Origin of the sequence: Arthrobacter sp. PL16, assembly GCF_035985055.1 — a bacterium.
In the GTDB taxonomy this organism is placed as follows: Bacteria; Actinomycetota; Actinomycetes; order Actinomycetales; family Micrococcaceae; genus Arthrobacter_D; species Arthrobacter_D cheniae.
In genome coordinates this window covers 38,969-54,176 of the sequence record NZ_JAXCIC010000010.1, presented here as the reverse complement: position 1 = coordinate 54,176, position 15,208 = coordinate 38,969, and the positions used below count along the sequence as shown (strand labels likewise).

Here is a 15,208-nt window from a genome sequence, read left to right as displayed (position 1 = left end):
CGTCCTTCCGTTGCCGCCCACCAGTGAATGAGGAATCTTGGTCCACTTCAGCGCTCGTTTCGCCACCGGGACAGAGCAGCAGGACTGGGATTCGCTCGTCACGGCGAACCCCGGCGGGGGCAACATGCTCCAGTCCGCAGCGTTCGCGGAGGTCAAGTCCCACCACGGCTGGAGGCCGAGGTTCGTGGTGATCGAGGGCGGGGGGTACACCAGCCACACGCTCATCCTCGAGAAGAAGGTGCCCCTGATCGGGGCGCTGTGGTACCTCATCAAGGGCCCGGCAGTCACCGAGGCGGCCCACGTGCCCGCAGCGGCGCAGGCGGTCGCCGACCTAGCGCGGCGGGAGAAGCACAGTGTCTTCGCCATCAAGGTCGAACCGGACCTCGTCGACGGCCCCGAGGTGCGCGAGGCCTTCCGCGCGGCCGGACTCGTCAAGACCTTCAACCTGCAGCCCAATGACAGCACGGCCATCCTGGACACGACGCCGGAGTCCAACCAGTTGCTGCGGAACCTGCACTCCCGCGGGCGCAATGCGGTCCGCAGGGCTATCCGCGAGGGCGTCGAGGTCCAGCGTATGGAGCCGACCGAAGAAACGTTCCGCGCCATGTACTCGCTGATGTCGCACATCGAAGACCGATCCGCCGCCCGCATGCGCTCGTTCGAGTACTACAGCCGCTTCTGGCAGAACTTCGTGGACGCAGGCCAGGGCCGCTTCTACTTCGTCCATGAGGACGGTCAGCCCTCGGTCGGCGCGTTCGTCATCAACTACGGCTCGAAGGGCACGTACAAGGACGGTGGGTCGCGTCCCGGCCGTACCCAGTACGGCGACTCGCACCTCGTCCAATGGACAGCCATCAACGATCTCAAGGACGAGTTCGGGATTGTCGAGTACGACTTCTGCGGCACCCCGCCGAGCGACCAGCTCAAGGACACGAGCCACCCGCACCACGGGCTCGGGCTGTTCAAGACGAGCTTCACCAAGACCGTCACGGACTATGCCGGCTGCTACGACCTCGTGGTCAGCGGCTGGAAGTATCGTGTGTGGAACACGATCGCTGAACGTGTTGCGCGCCAGGTGCACTGGCGGCGCACCCACCAGCCGTTCTACTGACCTACCATCGCGGACTGCTGCGGTGAAGCACGCATGAAAGGCGGCTGTGAAAGACGGTTCCACACCTGGGGACGGCCGATCGCCTTCCACCAACCCTTCGCCCGTGGCGGAGGCCCTGCCCGTGATCAAGCGTCCCTTCGATCCGTCCGAGAACGAGAAGAAGAAGATGGCGGGCGCTGCCGGTGGAGGTAAGGGCCCTCGGGTGCCGGCCCCGCCGAAACGCCCGAAGGCGGAGCCGAAGGCAGCACAGCAGGGTCGCCAGCGACGACCAGCGTCCCGCCCTACCGATGCGCTGCCCACCACCCCGCACAGCGTTCCACCGTCCGGCCGTTCCAACGCCGCCGCCCGCACCATGCTGCGCCGGCTGGTGCAGGGGGAGGCTCCACCGACCCAGGCGATGAGCATCGTCGAACGCCTGGCGGGAAGTCCCTACGCGAACCCCATGATGCACGTGGGCGGCCCCGACGCGAGCGCGCGCAAGGCGCTCGACTTCGCCCTCAACCTGGCCGAGACCATGTTCCGATACGGAGCGGGTGCGCTCGAGGTGGAGACGAGCATCATCGCCGTGACGGCTGCCTTCGGGCTGGAGAACATCGAAGTGGACATCACGAACCAGTCGGTGGTGCTGAACTACTCGGCCAAGGACCAGACTCCGACAACGGTCCTGCGCGTGGTGCGTTCCTGGACCAACAACTACGCCGGGCTCACGGCCATCCATCGGCTCGTGTCGGACATCGCCGGCGGTGGCGTCTCACGGACCGAGGCGGCGCAACGGCTCGACGAGATAACGCACCGACCCAAACCCTTCCCGCGCTGGATGGTCACCGCGGCCTTCGGCATCTTCGCTGCGGCCATCGTCGCCTTCGTCGGCGGAACGCCGCTCGGATCACTCATCGGCTTCGTGAGTTGCATCCTGGTGGACCTGGTGGGCCGCAAACTCGGCGAGTGGCGTGTCCCGGAGTTCTTCGCCGTGGCCACCTGCTCGGTCCTCGTGACACTGATCGCCATGATGTTCTGGTGGATGCAGGTACCGATCGCCCCTGCGCTCGTGGTGGTGGGTGGCATCCTCCTGCTCCTGCCGACGGGTCGGCTCGTGTCCGCCACACAGGACGCCATCAACGGGTTCCCGGTCACAGCTGCTGGCCGCTTCCTCTCGGCAGTCCTGATCTTCGCGGCACTGGTCGCCGGTATCGCCGTCGCCCTCGTGGCAGGGAACGCGCTGGGCATACCGCCCCTCGAGGTCCTCGAGTCATCGGGCTCGCAATATCCGTGGCCGGTGGTGGCCGTGCTGACCTTCATCGCCGTGGCAATGATCTGTATCGCCGAGCAGACGGACGTGAAGCTGGTGATCCCGACGTCGCTCGTCGCCGTCGCGGGGTACCTGCTCCTGATCAGCGCCACGGCCGCGGGAGTCGGGTATCGGCTCGCCCCGGCCCTCGCCGCCATCCTGATCGGGGCGCTCTCCCGCGTGGTCGCCCTGCGCCTCGGGGCTCCACAGCTCGTCGTCGCCGTACCCGCGGTGCTGTTCCTCTACCCGGGGCTGACCATCTTCCGGTCCATGTACATGCTCACCCTCGACTCCCAGGTGGTGAACGACGGCGCCCTGGGGCTCTTCAACGCGCTGACCGTGGTGCTCGCGATCGCGGCGGGAGTGGTGCTCGGTGACAACCTCGCCCGACCCTTCACGCGCAGGCTCAGTTCCGACGAGAGACAGCGGAACCGGCGGCGCTAGGGACGCCGGCGTCCGACGGCTCGCACTGCTGTGCCGGGGGCTCTGCGCCGTGGTTCTGTTGATGGCAGCGGCCACCGGTCCTCCTCCCGGCCGGGCGATGTGCTGCCGCGCCTGTTCGTCACGCGCCTACGCCGCGCCTGTTCGTCACGCGCCTACGCCGCGCCTGTTCGTCACGCGCCTACGCCGCGCCAGTTCGTCACGCGCCTACGCCGCGCCAGTTCGTCACGCGCCTACGCCGCGCCAGTTCGTCACGGGCCTACGCCGAGCTAGGACCGGCCGAGGTCCTCGACCAGTCGATGGGATCGGCGCCCTGCTGCACCAGCAACGCATTGGCACGGCTGAAGGGCCGCGACCCGAAGAAGCCGCGTGAGGCCGAGAGCGGGCTCGGGTGCACGGACTCGACCGTCGGCGTGGTGCCCAGCAGGGGCTTCAGGCGGAGAGCATCCTTCCCCCACAGGATGGCGACGAGGGGACCGCCCCGAGCCACGAGTGCCCGGATGGCCGCGTCCGTCACGAGTTCCCACCCCCGGCCCCGGTGCGATGCGGTCTCGCCGGCGCGGACCGTCAGCACGCGGTTGAGGAGGAGTACGCCCTGTTCCGCCCATCCGGAGAGATCGCCCGACGGCGGCACGGGGGAGCCAGTGTCGGACGACAGCTCGCGGTAGATGTTGGCGAGGCTGCGGGGGATCGGCCGCGTCGAGGGATGCACGGAGAAGCTCAGGCCGACCGCGTGGCCGGCGGTCGGATACGGATCCTGACCCACGATGACCACCCGCACCCTGTCGAGCGGTGTGGTGAAAGCCCGCAGGATGTCCCGGGCATCGGGCAGGATGCGGTGCCCCGCGTCGAGGTCGGAGGCGAGGGACGCTGCGAGCTGATGCAGGACGGGCTCGACCGGCTCGAGTGCTGCGGCCCAATCGGGACTGACCAGATCACCGATCGAGGCCGGTGCCGCGAACGGGAAGACCGACTCGTTGGGTGAGGGAGCAGTGTTCCCCGGCCTTCCCGGCGGGCCGGCTCGGCGGTTGGACGCCCTGTCGGGGAGTGTTGCAGGAAGATCGAAGAGTGCGCCGTCGTCGTGGACCATGCCCCCATTCTGACGTGCCGGACTGCGGGGGTTACCGCGAATGACACGCGTGTAATTCCCCTCTACCATGGGGTGACACGTGTGCGAGAAGGCGAAGAACGGAAGGCGGGAGCGGACATGGCGGAACCACAGCGGCATGTAGACGGCCCGGCCTCCGGACAGGATCCAAGGCTGGCGTTGGGCGACCGCGAGCAGCGCATGCTCGCACTCGAGCGCGAATGGTGGAAGTACTCGGGCGCCAAGGAACAGGCGATCCGCGACCTGTTCAACATGTCTGCCACGCACTACTACCAGCTGCTCAATGCGCTCATCGACACGGAAGCAGCGCTCGCACACGATCCGATGCTCGTGAAGAGGCTGCGTCGCCTGCGATCGACCCGCCAGAAGGCCCGCTCGGCGCGCCGTCTCGGCGCGGACATCTAGACCTGCCCGCACCCTCGACGAACGAAGGATCTCCCCTCACCCATGACAGACCATCCGCGGGACGAGTTCGACAAGGTCCCGGAGGCTTCGGCGCGCCAGGGTGTCCACCGCGAGCGGCTCGTCCCCGCTTCGTCAAGCGGCCTCGCGCTCAAGATCACTGTCGGGATCCTGGCCCTGCTGATCGGCCTGGGTGCCTACTTCATCCTCCCGCGCCTGGGCCTCTTCGCCGGTGGCGACGGTGCTTCCATGACCTCAGCCTCCTCGAGCGCCGATGGGTCGCCGGCCGGAGGGACGGCGGATCCCCCGGAATCGGCCGAGGCAGCCCCGGACTCGAGTGCGAGCTCCACGAGCGGGCCCGACGACGGTTCCACGAAGGAGCCGGACAACGAGCCGACGGCGTCCAGCGGCGCGGACCCCGCGGGGAACGCGGACCTCGCCCAGACCGTGAATGTGCTCAACGGTACCGGCGCGCCGGGCCTGGCCAGTGTTGCGGCCGGGCGTCTGGAATCTGCGGGCTGGAGCTCAGCACTTCCCGGCAACTGGGCGGGCGCCCCTCTCGACTCCTCGGTGGTCTTCTACAACGGCGAGGCGCAGCGTGCCAGTGCCGAAGCGGTGGCAGCGGATCTCGGGATCTCGGATTCCGTCGACAACCCGGACATCTCGCCGGACATCTCCGTAGTGCTCGGCCCCGAGTTCCAGTAGGCCCGGCTCTCTGCCGGTGACGAACCGAGGTCTGCCATCAGTCCTTCAGCGGGATACCGTTCGCGTCCCTCCGGAACTGCTCGGTCCCGACAAGGATCATGATGCCCTCGATCAGTCCCCAGATACCCGCAGCGATGGCGCTCAGGCCGAAGGTGAAGATCGCTCCTACCGTCGACATGAGGATCTGGATGATGCCGATGGTGGTGAAGCCGAGGTAGAACCGGTGGATGCCGAGGGATCCCAGCAGGATGCCGAGGATGCCCGCCACCACGCGTGATTTCTGGGGAGCGTAGGGCTGCCCGAAGGGCCCTTGGTTGTACCCGCCCTGATTGTAAGGACCCTGAGCGGAGGGCGACTGCTGATACTGGCCTTGTGGGTACTGGCCTTGGGAGTACGGTCCCTGGGAGTACGGTCCCTGGTGGGAGGGCGGCGATGGATACGGGTTCGGCTGGTAGGGACTGTGCGCATCGGCAGGGGGGCCGTAGCTGCCCCGACCTGACGTGCCCTGTCCGTACCCTCCGCCATAGTTGCCATGTCCGTAGGTGCCTTGCCTCTGCCCGCTGCGGGCGTCGTCCCCACCCTGGCCGGGAGCGCCCTCGCCAGGGGTGCCCGGATCCGCGGAGTCCTCGGGAGACGAGGGCGGGGTAGCGGAGTAAGGCGGGGTATACGGGTTCGCGGGGGTCGCCCCCGATCCGTCCGTACTCGTTGCGTCCGCCTCGGGTGCGGGGGTGTGGTGATCGTCTCCGACGGGTTTGCCTCCCATGCCCTGCTCGTCGTGGTTTCCGCTGTCAGGGCCGGTTGCTGGCGTCGACACGATGCCTCCTGTTGCTTGTGGTCCGCCCAACCTATGCCCTGAGGGGAATCGGCGCCATGGCGGGCACTGATCGTGCCCGATCCTTCTGGGGAGGAGGTGCCGGGACGCGCTGCAACAGGTTGCACTCAGTGGGTGGGAGTGCTAATTATTGAGTTAGCACTCGCGCGCGCAGACTGCTAAAGCTGTGCGTGGTGGGTGAAGCAGGCAAACCTGTGTGGTGGGGGTGGAGCCGGAACGTGAAAGAGATCGTTCAGGCGCTGCCCGGCCGTCGCGGGCACCACACGCAGGCAAGCATCATGTGCTGAAATGCAACCGTCCCCGAAAGGACCTACGCCGTTATGGCCAAGATCATTTCTTTTGATGAAGAGGCCCGCCGTGGCCTCGAGCGAGGCCTCAATATCCTCGCTGATGCCGTCAAGGTAACGCTCGGCCCCCGTGGTCGCAACGTCGTGCTCGAGAAGAAGTGGGGCGCGCCCACCATCACGAACGACGGCGTGTCCATCGCCAAGGAGATCGAGCTCGACGATCCGTTCGAGAGGATCGGCGCCGAACTCGTCAAGGAAGTCGCCAAGAAGACGGACGACGTCGCAGGCGACGGAACCACCACCGCCACCGTGCTCGCCCAGGCCCTCGTCAAGGAAGGCCTGCGCAACGTCGCGGCCGGAGCGGACCCCCTGAGCCTCAAGCGCGGCATCGAGAAGGCCGTCAAGGCCGTCATCGACGAACTCCTCGCCTCGGCCAAGGAAATCGAGACCAAGGAGCAGATCGCCGCCACGGCGTCCATCTCCGCCGGCGATACGCAGATCGGTGACCTGATCGCCGAAGCGCTCGACAAGGTGGGCAAGGAAGGCGTCATCACCGTCGAGGAGTCGAACACCTTCGGCCTCGAGCTCGAACTCACCGAGGGCATGCGCTTCGACAAGGGCTACATCTCGGGCTACTTCGTCACGGATGCCGAGCGCCAGGAGACTGTCCTCGAGGATCCGTACATCCTGATCGTCAACTCGAAGATCAGCAATGTGAAGGACCTGGTTGCTGTCCTCGAGAAGGTCATGCAGTCCGGCAAGCCGCTGCTGATCATCGCCGAGGACGTCGAAGGCGAAGCACTCGCGACCCTCGTGGTCAACAAGATCCGCGGCACGTTCAAGTCCGTCGCCGTCAAGGCTCCGGGCTTCGGTGACCGCCGCAAGGCGCAGCTCGCCGACATCGCCATCCTCACCGGTGGTCAGGTCATCGCGGAGGAGGTCGGACTCAAGCTCGAGACCGCCACGCTCGACCTGCTCGGTACCGCCCGCAAGGTCGTCGTCACCAAGGACGAGACCACCATCGTCGAAGGAGCCGGCGACGCCGACGCCATCGCCGGTCGCGTGGCCCAGATCCGTGCCGAGATCGAGAACTCCGATTCGGACTACGACCGCGAGAAGCTGCAGGAGCGCCTGGCCAAGCTGGCCGGCGGCGTTGCAGTCATCAAGGCCGGCGCCGCTACGGAGGTCGAGCTCAAGGAGCGCAAGCACCGCATCGAGGACGCCGTCCGCAACGCGAAGGCGGCCGTCGAGGAAGGCATCGTCGCCGGTGGTGGCGTTGCCCTCATCCAGGCTGGCGCGAAGGCATTCGCCAACCTGGAGCTCACGGGTGACGAGGCAACCGGCGCGAACATCGTCCGCGTTGCCATCGACGCCCCGTTGAAGCAGATCGCCTTCAACGCGGGCCTCGAGCCCGGCGTCGTCGTCGACAAGGTTCGCGGACTGCCCGCCGGCCACGGCCTGAACGCCGCAACCGGTGTGTACGAGGACCTGCTCGCCGCAGGCGTCAACGACCCGGTAAAGGTCACCCGTTCGGCCCTGCAGAACGCAGCGTCGATCGCCGGCCTCTTCCTCACCACCGAGGCCGTCGTGGCCGACAAGCCGGAGAAGGCAGCACCTGCCGGCGGCGGCGACGACATGGGTGGCATGGGCGGGATGGGCGGCTTCTAGCCCCCTCCCGGCGCTGACCGCGCCACCCGCGCAAGCAGGAAAGGGCGGCACTCCCGACAGGGGGTGCCGCCCTTTTTGCTGGATCAACTCATGAACATGCGTGCGTTGCTCTGTTCTGCGTCTGCGTACTGCTGGGTGGCGACGTTGAGCGCCTCGTTGATGCCGGTGAGGGATTCCTCGACCTGCTGCTGCGTGGCTCGCCACTGCACAATGAGGTGCTGGAAGTTGGTGGCCGCCTGGCCGGTCCATAGCCCTTCGAGCTCCCGGAGCCCGGCCTGCATGGTGTTGACCTCCGCCTGCAGCCTCGAGATGGTGCCCTGGACCTGGCTGCTCTTGGCGGCCAGGCTATCGGTGTCTACGTTGAAGAATGCCATGCTGTGCTCCCGTGTGATCGCTCTTCCCTGACACTGTCGACGCTAGGTCACGGGAACGGGCGATCAGGAGTCGCTGCGGTTGTTGTGGATAACCGGCTTCCACGACGGCGCCTGTGGAGGAGTGATGCCGGATGCGTGGTCGTCGGGTGCCGCCGGACCGTTCTCAGTGATCCCGTCCCTCTCCGGGCCGTCAACCGGGTCGCTACCCCGGTCGTCGGAGGAATCCGCCGGCGTGTGGGGCAGCCTGATCGAGAGGGTGGCGCCGCCTCCGGGTGTCTCCTCCAGCCGCACCGTGCCGTCGTGCTGCGCAACGAGTGCGGCGACGATGGCGAGACCGAGGCCCGTGCCGCCGGTCTCCCGATAGCGAGACGAGTCCGCCCGGTAGAAGCGCTCGAAGACTTTGGCGGCGTCATCCTCGGAGATACCGGGGCCGTGATCGCGCATCTCGATGACGGAATCGTTGTGGCCGTGAAGCACGGGAGCCACGCCCACGGCGATCTCGATCGGGGAGCCCTCAGGGGTATAGCGGAGGGCATTCGTCATCAGGTTCGCCACCACCTGGCGCAGGCGTGCCTCGTCGCCCCTGGTGGGAGCGGACCGCGGCACGCCGCCGTCGAGTCCGATGACCGAGATGGACCGCTCCGGCGCTGTGGCGCGGGCGTCGAAGGCGGCATCATGCGCGAGGACCATGAGGTCCACGGGCTTGACCTCGAGGGGGCGCTGCTCATCGATCCGTGCCAGTGTCAGGAGGTCCTCGACGAGCTGGCCCATCCGAATAGCCTCGCTCTCGATCCGTCCCATCGCTGCGGCGACGTCCTCCTCCTTCTTCAGCGCTCCGTGACGGTAGAGCTCCGAGTACCCACGGATCGTGACGAGCGGGGTGCGTAGTTCGTGTGAGGCGTCAGCAACGAAGCGCCGCATCTTCGTCTCCGATGCCGTGCGCGAAGCAAAGGCCCGCTCGATATGCGACAGCATGGCGTTCAGGGATCGTGACAACCGCCCGATCTCGGTGGCGGGGCGCTCCACCGTCACGCGACGCGACAGGTCTCCCGCTGCGATGGCGGCGGCGGTCCGCTCGACCCTGGCGAGCGGCGCGAACTGCCGTGTCACCGTGACGAAGGCGATCAGCGAGGCGAGTGCGGTCGTCACGAGACCCGACGTGAAGATGATCTCCTTCGCTTCCTGAAGGGACTCGTTCACGGTGTTGAGCCTTGAGGCGATAGCCAGGTAGCCCTGACCGTTGGCGAAGGGCAGGATCCTCACACGCCAGTCGGCGCTGGCCCTGTCCGTACTCGGCAGGTCGACGCCCTCGCCGTCCAGCTCGGCGAAACGCTCGAGAGTCATCCCGGAGAAGTCGGGGACGTCCGTCACATCCTCGGCCTGGTTCGCCGACTGGATGGCACCACTCTGGTCGAGGATGGCGGCGTAGTAACGGAGCGAGAAGCCGTTGGACGAAGGTTCCTCCGCATAGATGTCCTCCGCGACTTTCCCGGCGTTGGTCAGGAGGTCGGCGTCGACGCGGTCCACGAGCCCCTCGCGCAGGAGGGACACGGTGGCCAGGCCCGTGATGCCCACCGTGACGATCATGAGCAGCATGATAATCGCGACGAGCTGCGAGCGGAGCGACGCCGCGTTCCAGCGCTTGACCAAAGGGCCCCCGCTACCGCTTGTCGGCGGTGCGTAGGAGGTACCCCACGCCGCGCTTGGTCTGGATCAGCGCGACCGAGTCCGAGGCCCTGTCGATCTTCCGGCGCAGATAGGAGATGTAGGACTCGACGATGGACGCGTCGCCGTTGAAGTCGTATTCCCACACGTGATCGAGGATCTGGGCCTTGGACAGGACCCGGTTCGGATTCATCATGAGGTAGCGCAGCAGCTTGAACTCGGTGGGGGAGAGGTCGATGACGTCGCCGGCGCGCCGGACCTCGTGGGCGTCGTCGTCCAGTTCGAGGTCGTCGACGCGGATGACGGCGTCGTCGTCCTCGAGCGGGTGCGTGCGGCGGAGGACAGCGCGGATGCGGGCAACGACCTCGTCGAGGCTGAACGGCTTGGTGACGTAGTCGTCACCGCCGACGGTGAGACCCATGACCTTGTCATCCGTGTCGTCACGAGCCGTCAGGAAGACGACGGGGAAGTGGCGGCCGGCAGCACGCAGGCGCCGGGTGACCGTGAACCCGTCCATGTCCGGAAGCATGACGTCGAGGACCGCGAGGTCCGGGTTGTGCAGTTCCGCGGCGGCGAGGGCGTCGCGCCCGTTGGCGGCCGCAACTACCTCGAAGCCGGCGAAGCGCAGCGAGGTCGAGAGGAGTTCACGGATATTCGGTTCGTCGTCGACGACCAGCAGCTTGGCTTCGGGACCTGTTTTCTTCACCCCACCAGTATCCGCACGTTGTCTGGTAGTTCGCTGGGCACCGCCTGCAGAGTCTCTGCTCATTCGCTGGGCTTGGTGTCACCGATGGAAGCGGCGTCGAGGATCCGGTAGGCATAGCCCTGCTCAGCCAGGAAGCGCTGGCGCTTCGCGGCGAAGTCCTGATCCAGCGTGTCCCGCGCGACGACGGTGTAGAAACGGGCAGCTCGGCCGTCGGCCTTCGGTCGCAGAAGGCGTCCGAGCCGTTGTGCCTCCTCCTGCCGGGAACCGAACGAGCCCGACACCTGGATCGCCACGGACGCCTCCGGCAGGTCTATGGAGAAGTTCGCGACCTTGGACACGACGAGCACATGGATGTCGCCCGCCCGGAAGGCGCCGAACAGCCGCTGCCGCTCCTTGACGGAGGTCTCACCCTTGATGACAGGGGCGTCGAGCCGGGCCGCGAGGTCATCGAGCTGGTCGATGTACTGCCCGATCACGAGCAGCTGTTCGTCCTTGTGCGCGGCGACCAGCTTCTCGACCACGTCCGACTTCGTGTCCGACGTCGCGCACAGCCGGTACTTGTCGCCGTCGTCAGCCATCGCATAGGCGACCCGCTCGTCGCGCGGCAGGTCCACCCGGACCTCCACGCAGTCGGCGGGCGCGATGTAGCCCTGCGCCTCGATGTCCTTCCACGGCGCGTCATAGCGCTTGGGCCCGATGAGCGAGAACACCTCGCCCTCGCGACCGTCCTCGCGGACGAGGGTCGCCGTGAGCCCCAGGCGGCGACGGGCCTGGAGATCTGCCGTCATCTTGAAGATCGGCGCAGGGAGCAGGTGCACCTCGTCGTACACGATCAGCCCCCAGTCGTTCGCGTCGAGCAACTCCAGGTGCGGGTACAGACCGCCGCGCTTGGTGGTGAGGACCTGATACGTCGCGATGGTCACGGGCCGCACCTCCTTCACGGCACCGGAGTACTCCCCGATCTCCTCCTCCGTCAGGGATGTGCGCTTGAGCAGTTCGTCCTTCCACTGTCGCGCGGACACCGTGTTGGTCACGAGGATCAGCGTGGTGGTCTGGCTGGTGGCCATCGCCGCGGCTCCGACCAGGGTCTTGCCCGCACCGCAGGGCAGGACCACGACGCCCGAACCCCCCGCCCAGAAATTCTCGACCGCCAGCTTCTGGTAAGGACGCAGGGTCCAGCCGGCCTCGTCGAGGACGATCGGGTGCGGCGTGCCGTCCACATACCCGGCGAAGTCCTCGGCGGGCCACCCCAGCTTGAGCAGCAACTGCTTCAGCTGGCCGCGCTGGGAGGAGTGGACGACGACGGTCTCGCCGTCGATCCGCGGACCGAGCAACGGCTGAATCTTCTTGGCGTGCAGGACTTCCTCGAGTACCGGATAGTCGGTGGTCCGCAGCACCAGGCCGTGCTGCGGATCCTTCTCAAGACGGAGCCGCCCGTACCGGGACATGGTGTCCTCGATATCGATCAGGAGGGCGTGCGGCACCGGGAACCGCGAGTACTTCAGGAGGGTGTCGAGGACGCGCTCGGCATCGAGGCCGGCGGCGCGGGCGTTCCAGAGCCCCAGCGGCGTCAGGCGGTAGCTGTGCACGTGTTCGGGGGCGCGCTCGAGCTCGGCGAAAGCCGCTATCGCATGGCGTGCTTCCGTGGCCTGCTCGTGGTCCACCTCGAGCAGGATGGTCTTGTCGCTCTGGACGATCAGTGGCCCGTCAACCATCTGCGGGGCTCCCTTCAAGTATTTCCACGTCCATGACGCGGTGCACGGACACGACTTTCTCCACCTGCTTCTCGGGATCGAAAACCCGCAGGCGGCCTCCCGACACCGAGAGTGGAACAAGGACCTGCCGGACGTGATTCCCCTCGCTGTCCGCGGTGCCGAGGCGGATGCGGCTGCGTGACCGGATGGCGGCCCGCAGTGCCTCGAGCCCGAGCAGCGTCTCGCTGTCGGACCCGATCCCGTGATCGGCGGACCCCTGGCCTGATGTCCGCAGGGCGACCAGCTGCGCGCTGATCTCCTCTTCGGCCACCGACCACGGGTTGAGCCGTGACCTGAGTTGTTCCGGCGTGATCCGGACGGGTGGGATGGGCTGCCCCGAGTCGGCGGACCGCGCCACGGCAACGGCGTCCGACGCCGGTGAGAACCCGAGGTCACGCAGAAGTGCTGTCAATTCCTGCGGCGAGGCAGGAGAGACGAGGACGGTCGGGGCGACCTGGACGACGCCGAGGACGGCTGCTCGCGGATCCGCCATGACAGTGGCGGCGACGGCGTCGTCCTCCGTGCGCAGGTAGCTGCCCGCCCGGCCTATGCGCAGGCTGCCGTACCGCGAGGCGGTGTCCTCGACCAGATAGGTGAGGGCCTGCGGGATCTCTGTGGCGGAATGGGTGCGCAGGAACGCAAGGATCGACGACGCGTCCTCGCCGGCGTCGAGGGCCGAGCGGATCGAATCGGCGGAGAAGCGGTACGTGGTGGCCGGCCCCTGGCCCTCGGGCGTGGACATGCGGAGGAGCCCCCGGGCCACCTCGGGCTGCAGGTACCCCGGCGCTACGGCGGTGAGGTCGGCCTGCAGGACGACGTGGGAGACCGGCGCAGGAAGCGCTTCGCGGATGCCGAGCGCGGCTTCTTCGAAGAGCCCTGCCGCGACGAGGCGGCCCGCATCCGTGACCGCTCCGCCGCCCGTCAGCCCGAGGGAGGCCGCCTCGGTCAGCATGCCGGGCAGCAGGCGGGCGAAGCGTCGCTGGAGACGGGGCTGGTGCCAGGAAGCGAGGCTGACGACGGACCGGTCGGTGAGGACCGGCAGGGCGTCGCTAGAGCCGGCATCGTCCTGCCCGCCTTGACCGGCCAGTTCCATCGCGACGGTGAGCAGGCGCTGGCGCACCATCGGAGCATCGGGACGGGATGCCTCGGCGGCAAGGGCGTTGATCGCCGTGCCGTCGGGCAGCTTCGACCCGACGAGGGCCGGCGCTCGATCCACGGCCAGCCACCCCTCCACGAGGAGCAGCCACTGAGCATCACGATCGAGGGATTCCCAGGCGTCGAGCCGCGACGTCTTCCAGCGCGAATCGTCGGGGTCGAGGGTCAGCAGCCCGACGGCGGCCCCGAGTTCCAGCAACCACGCGGCTTCACCTTCGGTGGTCCGGAGGACATCACGGACGCGCCGCAATTCGCGGACGCCGACACCGCCGGAGCGAAGCGTGGCCACCGGTGTGGCGGCGGCGGAGCCGAGGAGCGCGGTCATCAGCCGGAGGGTCTCTGCGATCGCACCGAAGGCGGCGTTGTCCCGCAGGCTCGTCCGCGTGGTGCGCTCGACCGTGACGGGCGGCGCGACGTCCAGGGCAGTGAACACGGCATGGCCCCGCAGCGCGATACCGACGCCGCGGGGGAGCTCGACGTGCAGGGCGTCCAGGGGTGCCAGGAGGCAGCGGTCCAGGAGCCATTGCACTGCCGGTGCGACGCCGCCGTCACCCGCTGTCGCCGTCGAGCCGACCGGTGCGTCCCGCAGCCGGGCGAGGAGTGCGGCCGCGCCGTCGGGGGCGTCCGCCATGAGGCTGTCCCACCGGGTGGGATCAGCCGTCACGACGTCGACGACATGCGCAGCGGAAGCGGAGGTCATGTCATTGGTGTCCGCCTCGGGCGCGACCAGCCCGACTGCGCCGATGAGCGCCGGCCCGAACCGGGGGATGGACCGCGCGAGGGTGCGGAACGGACGGCCGAGGCCGGCCGGATACGGGCCGAGTGCGTCCGCCAGCGCACCGACGGGGAGGAAGCCCGACGTCGGGGTACCTGCGACGAGCGCCCGTTCCACCAGGCCGGCGAGGATCTGGTCGATGGTCTCCGGATCAGCGTCCGTGAGGGCGGTGAGCAGACGCGAACGTGCCACGGGGCCGCCGTCGTCCTCGCTGAGCACCGTGACTGCTTCGAGGACCTGGAGCTGAGGTCGGCTGACGGTGTCGAGCGCACGTTGAAGGCTGACGCGGGTAGAGGCCCTGGCGGCGAGCGCGGCGAAGTCGGGCACCGCGGGAAGGATGAGATCGGGCCGGACGGCGAGGAGGCGGCGCAGGTCGTCATCGCTCCGGTGGGCCAACTGCTCGGCCAGTGCTCGGATTGCGGACATCACATCAAGGCTACCCGTCACCTCTGACAGATCGGCAGCCACAGATCGCCGACGCGGGCCGGGCGATGACCGGTGGAAAGGCCGGGGGCTTCAGGACCTGCGCCGGGCGAGGACCGACCAGACGACCAGGGCGGCCATGAGCAGGAACGCGATGGGGAGGCAGAAGTAGGACGCGAGCACGAATCCGGGCCATACCGTCCCCTGGAGGAACGCCGTCGCGAGGATGGCGGCGAGTGACACCAGCCCGATGGCTGCGAAGACGACGGCGAGCACCGTGAGGACGTGCCGACCGCGGCCGGCGGGCTCGGTCAGGTCGGGCGCCAGCGGATCCCGGGGGTCGCGGGCGGGGGAGTCGGAGGCCGATTCGTCTGGGAGCATAGCCGTCCAAGACTACAAGAACCACGACCCGGGAGCCGCCGGGAAAGCTATATCCTAGGCGGTACAGACTTCCCCGGCGGAGGTGGTCCGCCTCGACACCAGGCGATGCCACGGACCCGGGACCACCACCGCA

13 protein-coding genes are annotated in these 15,208 nt (G+C 67.9%); 5 read left to right on the top strand and 8 right to left on the bottom strand.

Going from position 1 to position 15,208, the window contains the following annotated elements:
• Positions 1 to 37: 37 nt before the first annotated feature.
• A complete protein-coding gene (locus tag RCH21_RS15705; protein ID WP_326965165.1) occupies positions 38 to 1,111 on the top strand; it encodes a lipid II:glycine glycyltransferase FemX in 1,074 nt (357 codons plus the stop codon).
• A gap of 166 nt (positions 1,112 to 1,277) precedes the next feature.
• Complete coding sequence (locus RCH21_RS15700) at positions 1,278 to 2,843, top strand: threonine/serine exporter family protein (RefSeq protein ID WP_442784728.1); 1,566 nt, start codon at positions 1,278 to 1,280, stop codon at positions 2,841 to 2,843.
• A 256-nt stretch (positions 2,844 to 3,099) separates the two neighbouring features.
• Here the strand turns inward: RCH21_RS15700 and RCH21_RS15695 are convergent, their stop codons facing one another.
• Positions 3,100 to 3,930: a uracil-DNA glycosylase gene (locus RCH21_RS15695; protein WP_326965163.1), complete on the bottom strand. Its 831-nt coding sequence runs from the start codon at positions 3,928 to 3,930 to the stop codon at positions 3,100 to 3,102.
• Positions 3,931 to 4,047: 117 nt separating this feature from the next.
• Here RCH21_RS15695 and RCH21_RS15690 point away from each other — a divergent pair, with 117 nt between their 5' ends.
• A complete protein-coding gene (locus RCH21_RS15690; RefSeq protein ID WP_120149893.1) occupies positions 4,048 to 4,353 on the top strand; it encodes a DUF3263 domain-containing protein in 306 nt (101 codons plus the stop codon).
• Positions 4,354 to 4,395: 42 nt separating this feature from the next.
• Complete coding sequence (locus RCH21_RS15685) at positions 4,396 to 5,055, top strand: LytR C-terminal domain-containing protein (RefSeq protein ID WP_326965162.1); 660 nt, start codon at positions 4,396 to 4,398, stop codon at positions 5,053 to 5,055.
• A 37-nt stretch (positions 5,056 to 5,092) separates the two neighbouring features.
• On the opposite strand, the gene RCH21_RS15680 is transcribed toward RCH21_RS15685, so the two are convergent.
• Positions 5,093 to 5,869 (bottom strand): TM2 domain-containing protein, encoded by a 777-nt coding sequence (locus RCH21_RS15680; RefSeq protein WP_326965161.1) that lies wholly within the window; start codon positions 5,867 to 5,869, stop codon positions 5,093 to 5,095.
• Between the two features lie 338 nt (positions 5,870 to 6,207).
• Here RCH21_RS15680 and groL point away from each other — a divergent pair, with 338 nt between their 5' ends.
• A complete protein-coding gene (gene groL / locus RCH21_RS15675; protein WP_120149896.1) occupies positions 6,208 to 7,842 on the top strand; it encodes a chaperonin GroEL in 1,635 nt (544 codons plus the stop codon).
• Positions 7,843 to 7,925: 83 nt separating this feature from the next.
• Here the strand turns inward: groL and RCH21_RS15670 are convergent, their stop codons facing one another.
• The 6 genes from RCH21_RS15670 to RCH21_RS15645 form a co-directional block, all read right to left on the bottom strand.
• On the bottom strand, positions 7,926 to 8,216 hold the full coding sequence (locus tag RCH21_RS15670; RefSeq protein ID WP_120149897.1) for a WXG100 family type VII secretion target: 291 nt from the start codon (positions 8,214 to 8,216) through the stop codon (positions 7,926 to 7,928).
• Positions 8,217 to 8,279: 63 nt separating this feature from the next.
• Positions 8,280 to 9,866 carry a sensor histidine kinase gene (locus RCH21_RS15665; RefSeq protein WP_326965160.1) on the bottom strand — a complete coding sequence of 529 codons (1,587 nt, stop codon included), beginning with the start codon at positions 9,864 to 9,866 and terminating at the stop codon, positions 8,280 to 8,282.
• A gap of 10 nt (positions 9,867 to 9,876) precedes the next feature.
• Positions 9,877 to 10,587: a response regulator transcription factor gene (locus tag RCH21_RS15660; protein WP_326965159.1), complete on the bottom strand. Its 711-nt coding sequence runs from the start codon at positions 10,585 to 10,587 to the stop codon at positions 9,877 to 9,879.
• 59 nt (positions 10,588 to 10,646) lie between these two features.
• Positions 10,647 to 12,302 (bottom strand): DNA repair helicase XPB, encoded by a 1,656-nt coding sequence (locus RCH21_RS15655; RefSeq protein ID WP_326965158.1) that lies wholly within the window; start codon positions 12,300 to 12,302, stop codon positions 10,647 to 10,649.
• Positions 12,295 to 14,697: a helicase-associated domain-containing protein gene (locus RCH21_RS15650; protein WP_326965157.1), complete on the bottom strand. Its 2,403-nt coding sequence runs from the start codon at positions 14,695 to 14,697 to the stop codon at positions 12,295 to 12,297. The genes RCH21_RS15655 and RCH21_RS15650 overlap by 8 nt, the downstream gene beginning before the upstream one ends.
• Positions 14,698 to 14,787: 90 nt before the next feature.
• Positions 14,788 to 15,075: a hypothetical protein gene (locus tag RCH21_RS15645; RefSeq protein WP_326965156.1), complete on the bottom strand. Its 288-nt coding sequence runs from the start codon at positions 15,073 to 15,075 to the stop codon at positions 14,788 to 14,790.
• Positions 15,076 to 15,208 lie beyond the last annotated feature (133 nt).